Annotated in this window: 15 protein-coding genes; 12 read left to right on the top strand and 3 right to left on the bottom strand. The window is 69.0% G+C overall.

From position 1 onward, the window contains the following. Positions 1-101 precede the first annotated feature (101 nt). Positions 102-1,952 (top strand): M24 family metallopeptidase, encoded by a 1,851-nt coding sequence (locus tag KVT39_RS32070; RefSeq protein WP_217590962.1) that lies wholly within the window; start codon positions 102-104, stop codon positions 1,950-1,952. Between the two features lie 49 nt (positions 1,953-2,001). Here the strand turns inward: KVT39_RS32070 and KVT39_RS32075 are convergent, their stop codons facing one another. The 3 genes from KVT39_RS32075 to flgA all read right to left on the bottom strand — a co-directional run bounded on the left by KVT39_RS32075 (position 2,002) and on the right by flgA (position 4,299). Then, positions 2,002-2,442, bottom strand: a complete 441-nt coding sequence (locus KVT39_RS32075) for a flagella synthesis protein FlgN (protein WP_034179272.1) — start codon at positions 2,440-2,442, stop codon at positions 2,002-2,004. A gap of 77 nt (positions 2,443-2,519) precedes the next feature. Beyond that, positions 2,520-2,849 carry a flagellar biosynthesis anti-sigma factor FlgM gene (gene flgM / locus KVT39_RS32080; protein ID WP_034179271.1) on the bottom strand — a complete coding sequence of 110 codons (330 nt, stop codon included), beginning with the start codon at positions 2,847-2,849 and terminating at the stop codon, positions 2,520-2,522. A gap of 118 nt (positions 2,850-2,967) precedes the next feature. Next, positions 2,968-4,299 (bottom strand): flagellar basal body P-ring formation chaperone FlgA, encoded by a 1,332-nt coding sequence (gene flgA, locus KVT39_RS32085; RefSeq protein WP_217590963.1) that lies wholly within the window; start codon positions 4,297-4,299, stop codon positions 2,968-2,970. Positions 4,300-4,503: 204 nt separating this feature from the next. On the opposite strand from flgA, the gene flgB reads away from it, so the two are divergent. From flgB to flgK, 11 genes are all read left to right on the top strand, one after another. Then, positions 4,504-4,992: a flagellar basal body rod protein FlgB gene (flgB, locus tag KVT39_RS32090; RefSeq protein ID WP_217590964.1), complete on the top strand. Its 489-nt coding sequence runs from the start codon at positions 4,504-4,506 to the stop codon at positions 4,990-4,992. A 42-nt stretch (positions 4,993-5,034) separates the two neighbouring features. Continuing rightward, positions 5,035-5,460, top strand: a complete 426-nt coding sequence (flgC, locus tag KVT39_RS32095) for a flagellar basal body rod protein FlgC (RefSeq protein WP_006485701.1) — start codon at positions 5,035-5,037, stop codon at positions 5,458-5,460. A 55-nt stretch (positions 5,461-5,515) separates the two neighbouring features. Next, positions 5,516-6,256 (top strand): flagellar hook assembly protein FlgD, encoded by a 741-nt coding sequence (flgD, locus tag KVT39_RS32100; protein WP_034179268.1) that lies wholly within the window; start codon positions 5,516-5,518, stop codon positions 6,254-6,256. Between the two features lie 27 nt (positions 6,257-6,283). Continuing rightward, positions 6,284-7,525, top strand: a complete 1,242-nt coding sequence (flgE, locus tag KVT39_RS32105) for a flagellar hook protein FlgE (RefSeq protein WP_034179267.1) — start codon at positions 6,284-6,286, stop codon at positions 7,523-7,525. 19 nt (positions 7,526-7,544) lie between these two features. After that, complete coding sequence (gene flgF / locus KVT39_RS32110) at positions 7,545-8,303, top strand: flagellar basal-body rod protein FlgF (RefSeq protein ID WP_034179266.1); 759 nt, start codon at positions 7,545-7,547, stop codon at positions 8,301-8,303. 34 nt (positions 8,304-8,337) lie between these two features. Next, positions 8,338-9,126 (top strand): flagellar basal-body rod protein FlgG, encoded by a 789-nt coding sequence (gene flgG / locus KVT39_RS32115; protein ID WP_034179265.1) that lies wholly within the window; start codon positions 8,338-8,340, stop codon positions 9,124-9,126. A 21-nt stretch (positions 9,127-9,147) separates the two neighbouring features. Next, complete coding sequence (gene flgH / locus KVT39_RS32120; protein ID WP_072437537.1) at positions 9,148-9,837, top strand: flagellar basal body L-ring protein FlgH; 690 nt, start codon at positions 9,148-9,150, stop codon at positions 9,835-9,837. A gap of 5 nt (positions 9,838-9,842) precedes the next feature. Continuing rightward, entirely contained in the window at positions 9,843-11,021 is a 1,179-nt protein-coding gene (locus KVT39_RS32125) for a flagellar basal body P-ring protein FlgI (protein WP_217590965.1), read from the top strand. After that, positions 11,022-12,020 carry a flagellar assembly peptidoglycan hydrolase FlgJ gene (gene flgJ, locus KVT39_RS32130; protein WP_034179263.1) on the top strand — a complete coding sequence of 333 codons (999 nt, stop codon included), beginning with the start codon at positions 11,022-11,024 and terminating at the stop codon, positions 12,018-12,020. A gap of 244 nt (positions 12,021-12,264) precedes the next feature. Further along, entirely contained in the window at positions 12,265-13,020 is a 756-nt protein-coding gene (locus tag KVT39_RS32135; protein ID WP_034179262.1) for a flagellar brake protein, read from the top strand. Positions 13,021-13,207: 187 nt separating this feature from the next. Next, positions 13,208-15,139, top strand: coding sequence for a flagellar hook-associated protein FlgK (gene flgK, locus KVT39_RS32140; RefSeq protein ID WP_034179261.1), 1,932 nt, complete (start codon positions 13,208-13,210; stop codon positions 15,137-15,139). Positions 15,140-15,298: the final 159 nt, after the last annotated feature.

Raw genomic sequence — 15,298 nt, forward strand, 5'->3', positions numbered from 1 at the left:
GCCCGACCATCGGCGCCGTGCCGCGACAAGCCTGCTTCAGGCATGCGCCCCGCCGCGTCACGCCGCCGGCCGCCGACAACCATGGATAACGTGGGCATCCGATGATCGATCGACTGAAATACAGCTTCTCCGGCCTTCCCCCGTACGACGCGTCCGTCGCCGACACGCAGGCCGGCCTGTCGCGCCTGCTCGACGCCGCGCGGCTCGACGCGGTGGTGGTCACGTCGCAGGACGAATACGTCACCGAGTACCTGCCGCGCAGCAATAACCCGCGCTACGCGCTGTCGGGCTTCGACGGCTCGGCCGGCTGCGGGATCTTCCTGAGCGCGGAGACCGCGCGGGCGCTCGGCGTGCCGCCGTTCGTGCTGTTCGTCGACGGCCGTTATCACCTGCAGGCCGAGCAGCAGTGCGATCCGGCGCGCGTGCGCATCGAGAAGCTCGGGATGAACCTGACGATCTGGCAGGCGATGGCCGACTGGCTGGTCGCGCATGCGAGCCGGCTCGCGCGGGTCGGCTACGACGGGTTGCGGATCAGCGTCGCGCAGCGCGACCGGTTGCTCGAGCAGACGCAGGCCGCGGTGCTCGACTGGACGAGCCTCGCCGATCGCGAGATCGACCGCGCGATCGCGCTGCCGGGCTGGGTCGTCGAGCGGCCGATCTTCGAGCTGCCGGAATCGATGACGGGCCTGAGCGTCGCGCAGAACCTCGACACGCTGAACCGCAAGCTCGCCGCGCATACCGGCGCGGCCGACGGCAAGGCCGCGTTCTTCACCTGCGCGTCGGACGATCTCGCGTATTTGCTGAACAGCCGCGGCTATCACATCCCGAATGCGTCGTCGCATCTCGGCTTCCTGTTCGCGGTCGGCGGGGAGGTCGCGCTGTTCCTGCCGGAAGGCTGCGACCGCTGCGAAGTCGCGCTCGAGTCGTATCCGGCGCTGCACGTGATCCGGCGCGACGTCGCGGCGCTCGAGCGCTTTCTCGCGCAGTTCGCGGTCGATCACGTGTGCTACGGCTTCGAATCGGTGAACTGCGCGCTCGTCGACGCGGTGAGCCGCGTGTGGCCGCACGCGCGGCATGCCGACTTCAATCCGGTCGAGGCGATGCGGGCCGCGAAGACGCCGGCGGTGCTCGACCGGTTCCGCGACGCGTTCGCGCGCAGCTCCGCGGCGATCGCCGAGACGATGCGCTGGGCGAAGACCGGCGAGCCGGGCGCACGCCACACCGAATACGACCTGGCGCGCACGATCAACGACGCGTACGGCGCGCGCTCGGCGGTCGCGCTGACGTTTCCGTCGATCGCGGCGAACGGCGCGAACAGCGCGTTCGCGCACTACACGGCGGCGAGCGCCGACGTCGAGCTGACGGAAGGCGAACTCGTGCTGCTCGACAGCGGTGCGTACTACGAAGCCGGCTTCGCGACGGACTGCACGCGCGTCGTGCTGCGCCGCACGCGCGCGGATACGGTCGCGCAGCCGTGGCAGCGCGAGATCTACACGGTCGCGCTGAAGGCCTGCATCAAGGGGCTCGTCACGCGCTTCCCGGCCTCGGCGACTGGCGGCGACGTCGATGCGCTCGTGCGGCAGGTGTGCCGCGATCACGGCCACGATTACGGCCACGGCACCGGGCACGGCGTCGGGATCCACGTGCACGAAGGCGGCGTGCGTTTCGCGCCGGGCGCGAAATACGGGCTGGTGCCGAATGCGGTGATTTCGCTCGAGCCGGGCATCTACGTGCCGGGCAAGGGCGGCGTGCGGATCGAGAACATCGTGATCATCCGGCCGGACGAAGCGCAGCCGGATACGGTGACGTTCGAGAACATCGTGACGGTCGGCTACGACTGGGACCTGATCGATCTCGACCTGCTGGACGACGACGAGCGCGCGTACCTGCGCGACTACGAGCGGCTGTGCGTGGAGCGCGGCACGCAGGTCACCGCGTGTCCGCTGTTGTAAGGAAAGGCAAGGCAGGCGCGCGGCCGTCGGGCGGCCGCGCGGCGCGACGTCAGCGCGTCAGCGCCGACACGCGCCCGTCGGGGCCGTAGACGCCGGCCGGTGCGGGCGCCGAGCGCAGCACCGCGAGCGCGCGCTCGTTGTAGTCCATCCGGATCCGGATCAGCATCCCGTTGTTCGCGTTGGCCCGGCGCGCGCGTTCGGCGGCCTGCTGCAGCAACTGCCAGCGGCCGGCGAGGCGAGCATCGCGCTCGGCGGCCTGGTCCATCCCTTTCTTGCCCGATGCAAAGCCGAGCGCGGACAGCTGCGTGTCGCGCGTGCGTTCGAGCTGCGCGAGCCGGTCGATCAGCTCGCTCTTCTTCTCGACGATCCCGGGCAGCATCTCGAGCGGCTCCGCCGTCGTCAGCGCTTTTTCCTCGTAGGCGAGCAGGGACGCGAACGCCTCGACCGTCGCGTGTTCGTCGTTGACCGTGGCCAGCAGCTCTTCTCTCATCGCGTCATGCTCGTCGCGCCGGAGCGCGGGGTGCGGCGCGCCGGCAAACCGGGGGGACCGGCCGCGAGGCGGCCGGCTCAGCTGCCCTGCGGGCGCTGCTGTTGCAGCAGTTCGCGGGCGGTGTTCAATACGCCGTCGGCAATCTTGTTCGCGTCGATCGTCAGCGTGCCGTTGTTCAGCGCTTCCTTGATCGACTGGACCAGGCCCGTGTCGATATCGGCGTTGCCGGACGCGGATGCCGAGCGCAACTGGCCGGACAGACCCGACAGGTTCACGGTCGCGTCGCCGCCGGTCGATCCTGCGTCGGCCGCCTGCGCGGACGACTGGGCCGCGCCGGATTGTGCACGGGCCGCGCCGTTGCCGGACGGCGCGAGGGGGCTCGGTTTCGGAGTGGAATCGATCTTCACGATGGGTTTCCTGTACGGTTTGACCCAGATAACGGCCGGGTCGGCCCGAACTTTAGCATCGTGAGCCCGAAATTCTCCGAATAAACAATTCTTTGCAATCTTGCGGCGGGATCCGTCCCTACAGCGGAATTTCCACGGTGCCGGCGTCCTTGACGATTGCCGTGACGATCTGGCCCGCCGCCATCCGCACCCGCACCGACTGGCCGGGCGCCGCATTCGCGAGCACGCTGCCCTCGGCCGAAATCGTGAAACCGGGGCCGGCCGCGACGACCCGCACCGTCTGGCCGGCCGACACCGACGCCGCGCTCTTCAGCATGTCCTGCCGCAGCGGCAGCCCGGCCGAGATGCGCGCGAGCGCGGTCGAGCCGACCGCCTGCGCCGGATCGGTGATCACCGCGAGCGGCAGCACCGTCAGGTCGCCGTCGCGGGCGACCAGGTCGGCCGCGCCCAGCGGCTCGCCGGGCGCGATCTGGCGCGCGGCGACGTAATAGGTGGCCTGCACGGCGACCTTCGCCTGCAGGTAGACGGTCCACGGCCGTTCGCCCGCGCAGCGCACGCCGACCGTCGTGCGGCCCCACAGGCGTGCGCCGGTCGGCAGGAACGGCTCGAGCGTCGTGCACGCGGCGAGACCGCGCGGAAATGCGGTCGTGACCGTCGCGGTGGTCTTGCCGGGCAGGCCCGCGATCTGCTGCTGCAGGAACGCGAGGGCCGCGCGCCGGATCGAGTCGGGGTCCTGCTGGCCGGGCGGCGTCGCGGGCTGGGCTGCGGGGGCCGCCTGGGCCGCCTGGGCCGCTTGGGCCGCCTGGGCCGGGTTGGCGGAAGCCATCGGCGCACGCGGCGCCGGCGCGGCTGACGCGGCGCGGGCCGCCGCCATGCGCGCGGCGATTGCCCGCGGCGCCGGCCGCGCGGGATTCGACGCAGGCTCGGCCGTACCGGCGACGACCGTCGCGATGGCGTTGGGATCGGCGGCGCGCGGCGCGCCGTAGGCGGCGTTCGCGCGAGCGGCTGCGTAGACGGGGATCGGCGTGGGGGCCGGTGCAGGGGCCGGCGGCGGAACGTTCGTCACGACCATCGTGCCGGCCGGCTGCGCCGCGTAGCCGGCGGTGGCAGCACCGGCCGCGCCGGCAGTACCACCCGCGCCGACAGCGCCGACAGCGCCGACAGCGCCGACAGCACCACCCACACCGACAGCAGCTGCCGCCGCGCGCCCCGCGTCCGGCGCCATGCCTGCGCCCGAACCCGTCCCCGCATTCCCGCCGAACTGCCCGCCGCTCGCCGCATTGGCGTGCGCGAGCGCGGTTTCGGCCGTCTCGCCGCGTCCGGGAATCACGATCATCCCGTCGTCCGCATACACGGCCGGGGCGGCGATCCACAGCGCCGCGGCGAGCGCAAACGCACGCCGGACGTGCGTGAGCCGCCCGTTCCTGCCGCGAAGTGCGCTGCCGGTCATAGCCGTGTCCTCGATCCGTTGATCCGATTTGCATTCTAGGGAGCGGGGCCGCCGCGCAAACGATGAATAGAGGGGGGCTTTGCCGCGTTATTCGCCCGATTGCCGGTTGCGTGCGACGCCTACCATCGCTGTCATGGAAAAAAGCCTCTCGGGTCGCCATCCGGCGCGAGGGGCGTGCAGCGCTTCATACGGAGAGACGCACACATGCTGGACAAACTCGATGCGGAATTCGCGTTCGGCCGACAGGCGCTCGACGTGCGCGCCTATCGGCAGGAACTGCTGTCGTCGAACATCGCGAACGCCGACACGCCCGGCTACCAGGCCCGCGACGTCGATTTCGCGTCGACGCTCGCGCGCTCGCTGAAGCAGACCAACGGCGGCCTCGCGCCGAGCAACGCCGCGCAACTGCCGATGACGCAGCCGGCCGGCGTGACGAGCGGCATGTCGATGGTGTCGACGGCGGCGGGCCACATGGCCGGTACGTCGAAGCTGATCCCGACGGGCGGCCCGGCCGACGACTACGGCCGCGCGCAGTACCGGATGCCGCTGCAGCCGTCGCTCGACGGCAACACGGTCGATCTCGACGTCGAACGCGTGCAGTTCGCGAACAACGCGCTGCACTACGAAACCGGGATGACCGTGATGACCCAGCAGATCAAGGCCATGATCGCCGCGATCTCGACGAACTCGTAAGCGCGCCGCTTCCGAACCCGCGCACAAGCACAAGGAGCCTCCATGCCTTCGTTGATGAACATCTTCGGCGTCGCCGGTTCGGCGCTGTCCGCGCAATCGCAGCGCCTGAACGTCACCGCGTCGAACCTCGCGAACGCCGACAGCGCCACCGGCCCCGACGGCAAGCCGTACAAGGCCAAGCAGGTCGTGTTCGCGACCGACCCGATGGGCGGCGCGCGCACCGCGTCCGGCCAGGGCGTGGGCGGCGTGCGCGTGACGAAGGTGATGGACGACCCGTCGCCGATGAAGTCGACCTACGACCCGGCGAACCCGGCCGCCGACGCGAACGGCTACGTGCAGATGCCGAACGTCGACCCGGTGCAGGAGATGGTGAACATGATCTCGGCGTCGCGCTCGTACCAGGCCAACGTCGAGACGCTGAACACCGCGAAGACGCTGATGCTCAAGACGCTGACGATCGGCTCGTGAGCCGCGCGCCGACCGACCTTACAGACCCGACAGTTCCGATAGAAGGCCACCCAGGATGACTTCCTCCAGCACGACGATCGGCGGCAACGGCACGAACGTGTCGACCCTGCCGACCGACACGATGAACACCAACAAAGTGTCGTCGACCAACGGCACGTCGGCGAGCGACCTGCAGGCGACGTTCCTGAAGCTGCTCGTCACGCAGCTGCAGAACCAGGATCCGACGAGCCCGGTCGACAGCTCGCAGATGACGTCGCAGCTCGCGCAGATCAACACGGTGAGCGGCATCGCGCAACTGAACACGTCGCTCACGTCGCTGTCGACGCAGCTCACGGCCGGCCAGCAGACGCAGGCCGCGCTGCTGATCGGCTCGAACGTGCTCGCGCCGGGCAACGCCGTCGCGGTGAAGAGCGGCGCGGCGTCGCCGTTCGGCGTGTCGCTGGCGAGCTCGGTGTCGAACCTGACGATCACCGTGAAGAACTCGGCGGGCGCCGTCGTGAACACGATCAACGCGGGCGCGCAGTCGGCCGGCACCGTGCCGTTCAACTGGACGCCGACCGACGCGGCGGGCAATGCGCTGCCGGACGGCAAGTACACGATCAGCGCGTCGTACACCAACAGCGCCGGCACGCCGCAGGCGGCCACGACGCTCGCGGCCGCGCAGGTGCAGAGCGTGATCAAGCAGGCTGACGGCACGGCGGGGCTCGTGCTGTCGAACGGCACGACGGTGGGGCTCACCCAGGTCGCGTCGATTTTCCCGAACACGTCGTCGTCCGGCGGCACTACGTCCAACTGATTCAGCTTTCCCGAAACGGAGACCGAAATGGGTTATCAACAGGGTCTGAGCGGCCTCGCCGGCGCATCGAACGCGCTCGACGTGATCGGCAACAACATCGCGAACGCGAACACGGTCGGCTTCAAGTCGAGCACCGCGCAGTTCGCCGACATGTACGCGAACTCGGTCGCGACGTCGGTCAACACGCAGATCGGCATCGGCACGACGCTCGCGTCGGTGCAGCAGCAGTTCGGCCAGGGCACGATCAATACGACGAACTCGTCGCTCGACGTCGCGATCAACGGCAACGGCTTCTTCCAGATGTCGAACAACGGCGTGACGACGTACTCGCGCGACGGTACGTTCCAGCGCGACAAGAACGGCTTCATCGTCGACTCGCAGGGCCGCAACCTGATGGGTTACGCGGCCGGCTCGGGCGGCGTGATCAACACCGCGCAGACCGTGCCGCTGCAGGCGCCGACGTCCAACATCGCGCCGACCGCGACGACCAAGATCACCGGCCAGTTCAACCTGAACTCGCAGGACACGGTGCCGGCCAAGACGCCGTTCAACGCGACCGACACCACGACCTACAACTACTCGACGTCGATCCAGGTGTACGACTCGCTCGGCGGTTCGCAGGCGGTCAACATGTACTTCGTGAAGTCGGCGGCCGGCACGTGGGAAGCGTACGCGGGCGTCCAGGGCGGCGCCACGACCGATCTCGGCACGGTCACGTTCAATTCGTCGGGCGCGATCCAGAGCACGACGCTGCCGGCCGCAGGCGGGCCGACCGCGTCGCTCGGCCAGTTCCAGTTCACGGTGCCGAACACCGACGGCTCGGTGACGCCGCAGAGCCTCACGCTCGACCTGACCGGCACGACGCAGTACGGCGGCAAGGACGGCGTGAACAACCTCGCGCAGGACGGCTACGCGAGCGGCACGCTGACGACCTACTCGATCGGCGCCGACGGCAAGCTGACCGGCAACTACTCGAACGGCCAGACCGCCGTGCTCGGCCTGATCGCGCTCGCGAACTTCAACAACCCGAACGGGCTGGTCAACCTCGGCGGCAACCAGTATGCGGAGTCCTCCGCATCGGGCGTGCCGCAGATCTCCGCGCCGGGCAGCACGAACCACGGCACGCTGCAGGGCAGCGCGCTCGAGAACTCGAACGTCGACCTCACGTCGCAGCTCGTCAACCTGATCACCGCGCAGCGCAACTACCAGGCGAACGCGCAGACGATCAAGACGCAGCAGACCGTCGACCAGACGCTCATCAACCTGTAAGCGCGGATAACCGGCAGCCATGGACCGACTGATCTACACGGCGATGACGGGCGCGTCGCAGTCGCTCGACCAGCAGGCGATCGTCGCGAACAACCTCGCGAACGCATCGACGACGGGCTTTCGCGCGCAGCTCGCGACGTATCGCGCGGTGCCGATGAATTTCGGCGACGGCAGCAACATCGACCCGACGACGACGCGCACCTACGTGCTCGCGTCGACGCCCGGCGCGGATTACGCGCCGGGTCCGATCACGCGCACCGGCAATCCGCTCGACGTCGCCGTGCAGGGCGCCGGCTGGCTGTCCGTGCAGACGGCTGACGGCAGCGAGGCGTACACGCGCGCCGGCAACCTGCACGTCGACCAGAACGGCCAGCTCGTCAACGCGAGCAACCTGCCGGTGATCGGCAACGGCGGCCCGATCTCGGTGCCGCCGAACGCGGAAGTGACGATCGGCAAGGACGGCACCGTGTCCGCGCTGATGCCGGGCGACCCGCCGACGGCGGTCGCGATCGTCGACCAGATGAAGCTCGTCAATCCCGATCCGGCCACGCTCACGCGCGGCAACGACGGGCTGTTCCGCACCGCCGACGGCAATCCGGCCGACGCCGACACGAACGTGGTCGTCACGCCGAATTCGATCGAAGGCAGCAACGTCAACCCGGTGTCCGCGATGGTCGCGATGATCGACAACGCGCGCGCGTTCCAGCTTCAGTCGAAGCTGATCCAGACGGCCGACCAGAACGAGCAGACGGCAAACCAGCTGCTCAACTTCAGCTGAGCGCCCGCGCCAGCCCACGCAGGAGAATCGACAAGTGAACCGTTCGCTCTACATCGCCGCCACCGGCATGAATGCGCAGCAGGCGCAGATGGACGTGATTTCGAACAACCTCGCGAACACCAGCACGAACGGCTTCAAGGCGTCGCGCGCGGTGTTCGAGGATCTGCTTTACCAGACGATCCGCCAGCCCGGCGCGAACTCGACGCAGCAGACCGAGCTGCCGTCGGGCCTGCAGCTCGGCACCGGCGTGCAGCAGGTCGCGACCGAGCGCCTGTACACGCAGGGCGGCCTCACGCAGACCGGCAACTCGAAGGACGTCGCGATCAACGGCGCGGGCTTCTTCCAGGTGCTGATGCCGGACGGCACCAATGCGTACACGCGCGACGGCTCGTTCCAGACCAACGCGCAGGGCCAGCTCGTCACGTCGAGCGGCTACCAGATCCTGCCGGCGATCACCGTGCCGCAGAACGCGCAGTCGCTGACGATCGGCAAGGACGGCGTCGTGTCGGTCACGCAGCCGGGCTCGGGCAACGCGGTGCAGATCGGCTCGCTGCAGATCGCGACCTTCATCAACCCGACCGGCCTCGAGGCGCGCGGCGAGAACCTGTTCTCCGAGACGACGTCGTCGGGCGCGCCCAACGTGTCGCAGCCGGGGCTGAACGGCGCGGGCGTGCTCAACCAGGGTTATGTCGAAGCGTCGAACGTGAACGTCGTGCAGGAGCTCGTCAACATGATCCAGACGCAGCGTGCCTACGAGATCAACAGCAAGGCCGTGACCACGTCCGACCAGATGCTGCAGACCGTCACGCAGATGAAGAGCTAACCGGAACACCCCGTCGTCGCCATGAAGCAGGTTCGCCTCCTCCCGTCAGCCACCGTCCGCGCCGCGTGCGCGGTCGCGGTGGCGGCGCTCGCCGGTTGCGCGCAGATCCCGCGCGATCCGATCATCCAGCAGCCGATGACGGCGCAGCCGCCAGCGCCGATGTCGATGCAGGCGCCCGGCTCGATCTACAACCCCGGCTACGCGGGGCGGCCGCTTTTCGAGGATCAGCGGCCGCGCAACACCGGCGACATCCTGACGATCGTGATCGCGGAAAACATCAACGCGACGAAATCGTCGGGCGCGAACACGAACCGGCAGGGCAACACCGGTTTCGACGTGCCGACGGCCGGCTTCCTCGGCGGGCTGTTCGCGAAGGCGAACCTGTCGGCGGCCGGCAACAACAAGTTCGCGGCGACGGGCGGCGCGAGCGCGGCGAACACGTTCAACGGCACGATCACGGTGACCGTCACCAACGTGCTGCCGAACGGCAACCTCGTCGTCAGCGGCGAGAAGCAGATGCTGATCAACCAGGGCAACGAATTCGTGCGCTTCTCGGGCATCGTCAACCCGAACACGATCTCGGGCGCGAACTCGGTCTACTCGACGCAGGTCGCCGACGCGCGGATCGAATACTCGGCGAAGGGCTACATCAACGAAGCCGAGACGATGGGCTGGCTGCAGCGCTTCTTCCTCAACATCGCGCCGTGGTGATGACGATGCACAAGCCCCTGTTCAACCGCCTGTCGTCCCGCGCACGAGCGTTCGCGCGGCTCGTCGTCGCGTTCGCGGCCGCGGCCTGCGTGTTCGGCGCGGCGCCCGCGCACGCGGAACGCCTGAAGGATCTCGCGCAGATCCAGGGCGTGCGCGACAACCCGCTGATCGGCTATGGCCTCGTCGTCGGCCTCGACGGCACGGGCGACCAGACGATGCAGACGCCGTTCACGACGCAGACGCTCGCGAACATGCTCGCGAACCTCGGCATCTCGATCAACAACGGCTCGGCCAACGGCGGTTCGTCGTCGCTGAACAACATGCAGTTGAAGAACGTCGCGGCCGTGATGGTGACCGCCACGCTGCCGCCGTTCGCGCGGCCCGGCGAGGCGCTCGACGTGACCGTGTCGTCGCTCGGCAACGCCAAGAGCCTGCGCGGCGGCACGCTGCTGCTCACGCCGCTGAAGGGCGCGGACGGGCAGGTGTACGCACTCGCGCAGGGCAACATGGCGGTCGGCGGCGCGGGCGCCAGCGCGAACGGCAGCCGCGTGCAGGTGAACCAGCTCGCGGCCGGCCGGATCGTCGGCGGCGCGATCGTCGAGCGTTCGGTGCCGAACGCGATCGCGCAGATGAACGGCGTGCTGCAATTGCAGCTGAACGACATGGACTACGGCACCGCGCAGCGGATCGTGTCCGCGGTCAATTCGAGCTTCGGCCCGGGCACCGCGACGGCGCTCGACGGCCGCACGATCCAGCTCGCGGCGCCGGCCGACTCGGCGCAGCAGGTCGCGTTCATGGCGCGGCTGCAGAACCTCGACGTGAGCCCGGACAAGGCCGCCGCGAAGGTGATCCTGAACGCGCGCACCGGCTCGATCGTGATGAACCAGATGGTCACGCTGCAGAGCTGCGCGGTCGCGCACGGCAACCTGTCGGTCGTCGTCAACACGCAGCCGGTCGTGTCGCAGCCGGGGCCGTTCTCGAACGGGCAGACGGTGGTGGCGCAGCAGTCGCAGATCCAGCTCAAGCAGGACAACGGCGCGCTGAAGATGGTGACGGCCGGCGCGAACCTCGCCGACGTCGTGAAGGCGCTGAACACGCTCGGCGCGACGCCGGCGGACCTGATGTCGATCCTGCAGGCGATGAAGGCGGCCGGCGCGCTGCGCGCCGACCTGGAGGTCATCTAAATGGCAGCGAATCTTCCTAACGCGAACGACCTCACGCAGCGCTTCGCGCTCGACGTGCAGGGTTTCGACGCGCTGCGCGCGCAGGCGAAGCAGTCGCCGCAGGCCGGTGCGAAGGCCGTCGCGGGCCAGTTCGATGCGATGTTCACGCAGATGATGCTCAAGAGCATGCGCGACGCGTCGCCCGACGGCGGGCTGTTCGATTCGCATACGTCGAAGATGTACACGTCGATGCTCGACCAGCAGCTCGCGCAGCAGATGTCGACGCGCGGGATCGGCGTCGCCGACGCGCTGATGAAGCAGCTGCTGCGCAATGCGGGGCAGGGCGCGGGCAGCGACACGGCCGGCGTCGGCGCGGGCGGGATGGGCGCGGCCGGCTTGGGCGCGGGCGGTCTCGGCACGGCCGGCAACGAAGGCAGCCTCGCCGCGATGAACGCGATGGCGCGCGCGTACGCGAACGCGGCCGGGAACAACGGCGGGCTCGCCGGCGCGCGCGGCTACTCGGCCGGCAGTGCGCTGACGCCGCCGCTGAAGGGCGCGAGCGGCGCGCCGGACGCCGACGCGTTCGTCGACCGGCTCGCGGCTCCCGCGCAGGCGGCCAGTGCGTCGACCGGCATCCCGGCGCGCTTCATCGTCGGCCAGGCCGCGCTCGAATCGGGCTGGGGCAAGCGCGAGATCCGCGCGGCCGACGGCTCGACCAGCTACAACGTGTTCGGCATCAAGGCGAACAAGGGCTGGACGGGCCGCACGGTGTCGGCGCTGACGACCGAATACGTGAACGGCACGCCGCGCCGCGTGGTCGCGAAATTCCGCGCGTACGACTCGTACGAGCACGCGATGACCGATTACGCGAACCTGCTGAAGAACAATCCGCGCTACTCGGGCGTGCTGAGCGCGAGCCGCAGCGTCGAAGGCTTCGCGCACGGGATGCAGAAGGCCGGTTACGCGACCGACCCGAACTACGCGAAGAAGCTGATCTCGATCATGCAGCAGATCGGCTGACGGGCCAGGGCCTGCGCCCGCCGATAACAGGCTCCGGCCCACCGTCGATTACCCTCTCAGGACCGCGCCCGGCATACCGCCGCGCGCGGTTTCAACGTTTGCGCGAAAAAAAACGGGAAATCGATCTAAACTTTCGGTCAGCACTGCCGCTAAGTGTGAGAGACCTGCGACCGGGCCTTGTTCTGGCCCGGTTTTATTGCGCACCGGTTGTCCGTGCGCCCATGACAAGAAAGACCGGCTAGCCATGAATATCGAAATGTCGACGGACCCCAGCCTGGACGCAGGCCACTCCGGGCCCGACTATGCCCGCCGCAATCCGCTGGAAATCGGCGTGCAGCTGCGCAACCTCGTGAACCGCGGCGATTTCCTGACCGTCCAGTATCCGGGCGGCCAGCTCGTCACGCGCCTGCTCGAGGTCGACGTCGGCGCGCGGACGTTCACGTTCGACTGGGGTGCGCTGTCCGAGCAGAACGCCGGCATCCTCGGCGCGTCGCACTGCACGTTCGCGGCGTCGCCGGAGGGCGTGCGCGTCGAATTCACCACGGGCACGCCGCGCGAGACGCGCTACGAGGGGCTGCCCGCGTTCGTCGCCGATTTCCCCGAAGTCCTGACGTGCATCCAGCGCCGTGAATATTTCCGGGTCGACGCGCCGATCGTCGATCCGTTCCTGTGCCGCGGCAAGCTGCCGGACGGCGAGAGCTTCCTGTTCGAGGTGCACAACCTGTCGCTCGGCGGCGTGGGGCTGCGCACGGCCGACGAACGCGTCGAGGCGCTCGAGGTCGGCACGCTGCTGCCCGACGTCGAGCTCGAGCTGACCGGCCACGGCAAGCTGTCGCTCGACCTGCAGCTCGTGTCGCAGCGCTCGACGCAGATGCCGAACGGGTCGCGGCGCTACCAGCTCGGCTTCCGCTACATGTCGCTGCCGGGCAGCGCCGAGAACACGCTGCAGCGGCTGATCACGCAGCTCGAGATGAAGCGCCGCTCGCTCGTGCGGGCCTGACGCGGCCGCCGGCCCGCACGGGCCGCCCGCGCACCGCCGCCGGCCCCGCCGGCCGGACGCTCCGACCGGCGCTGCGCACCCGCGCGTCGCGCGTGCATTTTTTCCTCAATTTTTTCGATCCGCGGCCGTTATACCGGGAGTTACGCAACCCGGCGGCCGCAGCGCGGCCGGCTCATCAGGATCGCGCATGTCCAACTCACTCATGAACCTCGGCGTCAGCGGCCTGAATGCCGCGCTCTGGGGCCTCACGACGACCGGCCAGAACATCAGCAACGCCGCGACGCCGGGCTATTCGGTCGAACGACCCGTCTATGCCGAGGCGAGCGGCCAGTACACGAGCAGCGGCTACATGCCTCAGGGCGTGAACACCGTCACCGTGCAGCGGCAGTACAGCCAGTACCTGAGCGACCAGCTGAACGGCGCGCAGACGCAGGGCGGCGCGCTGTCGACGTGGTATTCGCTCGTCACGCAGTTGAACAACTACGTCGGCAGCCCGACGGCCGGCATCTCGACCGCGATCACGAGTTACTTCACGGGGCTGCAGAACGTCGCGAACAGCGCGTCCGACTCGTCGGTGCGGCAGACCGCGATGAGCAACGCGCAGACGCTCGCGAACCAGATCACGGCGGCCGGCCAGCAGTACGACGCGCTGCGCCAGAGCGTGAACACGCAGCTCACGAGCACCGTCACGCAGATCAACGCGTACACCGCGCAGATCGCGCAGCTGAACCAGCAGATCGCGTCCGCGAGCAGCCAGGGCCAGCCGCCGAACCAGCTGATGGACCAGCGCGACCTCGCGGTGTCGAACCTGTCGAACCTCGCGGGCGTGCAGGTCGTGCGCAACAGCGACGGCTACAGCGTGTTTCTCGCGGGCGGCACGCCGCTCGTCGTCGCGGACAAGAGCTACCAGCTCGCGACCGTCACGTCGCCGTCCGATCCGAGCGAGCTGACCGTCGTGTCGCAGGGGATCGCCGGCGCGACCCCGCAGGGGCCGAACCAGTTCCTGTCCGACGCGTCGCTGTCGGGCGGCACGCTCGGCGGCCTGCTCGCGTTCCGCAGCCAGACGCTCGACCCCGCGCAGGCGCAGCTCGGCGCGATCGCGACCAGCTTCGCCGCGCAGGTCAACGCGCAGAATGCGCTCGGCATCGACCTGTCGGGCAATGTCGGCGGCAACCTGTTCGCGACCGGCTCGCCGATCATCTACGCGAACCAGGGCAACACCGGCAATGCGGCGCTGTCCGTGTCGTTCGCGAACGCGTCGCAGCCGACCACGGGCGACTACACGCTGTCGTACGACGGCACGAACTACACGCTGACCGATCGCGCGAGCGGCACGGTGGTCGGCTCGTCGGCGTCGATGCCGGCGTCGATCGGCGGGCTGAACTTCTCGTTCACGTCGGGCTCGATGAGCGCCGGCGACAAGTTCACCGTGCAGCCGACGCGCGGCGCGCTGAACGGCTTCGGCCTCGCGACGTCGAACGGCTCGGCGATCGCGGCGGCGGCGCCGTACGTGCCGTCGGCCACCACGACGAACACGGGCACCGGGACGATCGGCGGGTTGTCGGTCACGAGCGCGGCGGCCGCGGCCAACGCGCACAAGTACACGATCACGATGGGTGGGACGTCGGCCGCGCCGACCTATACGGTCACGGACAACACGGCCGTGCCGCCGACGACCACCGGCGCGCAGCCGTACCAGTCCGGCACGCCGATCACGCTGACGGCAGGCGTCACGGTGACGGTGTCGGGCACGCCGGCGGTGGGCGACACGTTCACGGTCGCGCCGAACACGGGCGGCACGAACGACGGCAGCAACGCGCTCGCGCTGTCGAAGCTCGTCAACTCGAAATCGTTCGGCAACGGCTCGACCACGCTGACGGGCGCATACGCGAACTACGTGAACAGCATCGGCAATACGACGAGCCAGCTGAAGTCGTCGAGCGCCGCGCAGACCGCGCTGGTCGGCCAGATCACGCAGGCGCAGCAGTCGGTGTCGGGCGTGAACCAGAACGAGGAAGCGGCCAACCTGATGCAGTACCAGCAGCTCTACCAGGCGAACGCGAAGGTGATCCAGACCGCGTCGACGCTGTTCCAGACCGTGCTCGGCCTGTTCAACTGATTAGGGGCTGTTCGCGTATGGAACGCACATGCGAATGCCCGAAATCGCGCGTAGGGCAAGAAGTGAGGAGCGCCGTTTGGCCGCGCCCAACAAGCGAGGAACGACGCCGCCATACGGGCGATTTCGGGCATTCCCGTGACATGAATTTTTTAATTTGGG

Origin of the sequence: Burkholderia sp. GbtcB21, assembly GCF_019091065.1 — a bacterium.
Taxonomy (GTDB): domain Bacteria; phylum Pseudomonadota; class Gammaproteobacteria; order Burkholderiales; family Burkholderiaceae; genus Burkholderia; species Burkholderia pyrrocinia_C.

Excerpts from the sequence above, each read along its gene's own strand:
- KVT39_RS32070 (WP_217590962.1), top strand. The coding sequence starts at position 102 with ATGATCGATCGACTGAAATACAGCTTCTCCGGCCTTCCCCCGTACGAC.
- KVT39_RS32075 (WP_034179272.1), bottom strand. The coding sequence starts at position 2,442 with ATGAGAGAAGAGCTGCTGGCCACGGTCAACGACGAACACGCGACGGTC.
- flgA (WP_217590963.1), bottom strand. The coding sequence starts at position 4,299 with ATGACCGGCAGCGCACTTCGCGGCAGGAACGGGCGGCTCACGCACGTC.
- flgB (WP_217590964.1), top strand. The coding sequence starts at position 4,504 with ATGCTGGACAAACTCGATGCGGAATTCGCGTTCGGCCGACAGGCGCTC.
- flgC (WP_006485701.1), top strand. The coding sequence starts at position 5,035 with ATGCCTTCGTTGATGAACATCTTCGGCGTCGCCGGTTCGGCGCTGTCC.
- flgD (WP_034179268.1), top strand. The coding sequence starts at position 5,516 with ATGACTTCCTCCAGCACGACGATCGGCGGCAACGGCACGAACGTGTCG.
- flgE (WP_034179267.1), top strand. The coding sequence starts at position 6,284 with ATGGGTTATCAACAGGGTCTGAGCGGCCTCGCCGGCGCATCGAACGCG.
- flgF (WP_034179266.1), top strand. The coding sequence starts at position 7,545 with ATGGACCGACTGATCTACACGGCGATGACGGGCGCGTCGCAGTCGCTC.
- flgH (WP_072437537.1), top strand. The coding sequence starts at position 9,148 with ATGAAGCAGGTTCGCCTCCTCCCGTCAGCCACCGTCCGCGCCGCGTGC.
- KVT39_RS32125 (WP_217590965.1), top strand. The coding sequence starts at position 9,843 with ATGCACAAGCCCCTGTTCAACCGCCTGTCGTCCCGCGCACGAGCGTTC.
- flgJ (WP_034179263.1), top strand. The coding sequence starts at position 11,022 with ATGGCAGCGAATCTTCCTAACGCGAACGACCTCACGCAGCGCTTCGCG.
- KVT39_RS32135 (WP_034179262.1), top strand. The coding sequence starts at position 12,265 with ATGAATATCGAAATGTCGACGGACCCCAGCCTGGACGCAGGCCACTCC.
- flgK (WP_034179261.1), top strand. The coding sequence starts at position 13,208 with ATGTCCAACTCACTCATGAACCTCGGCGTCAGCGGCCTGAATGCCGCG.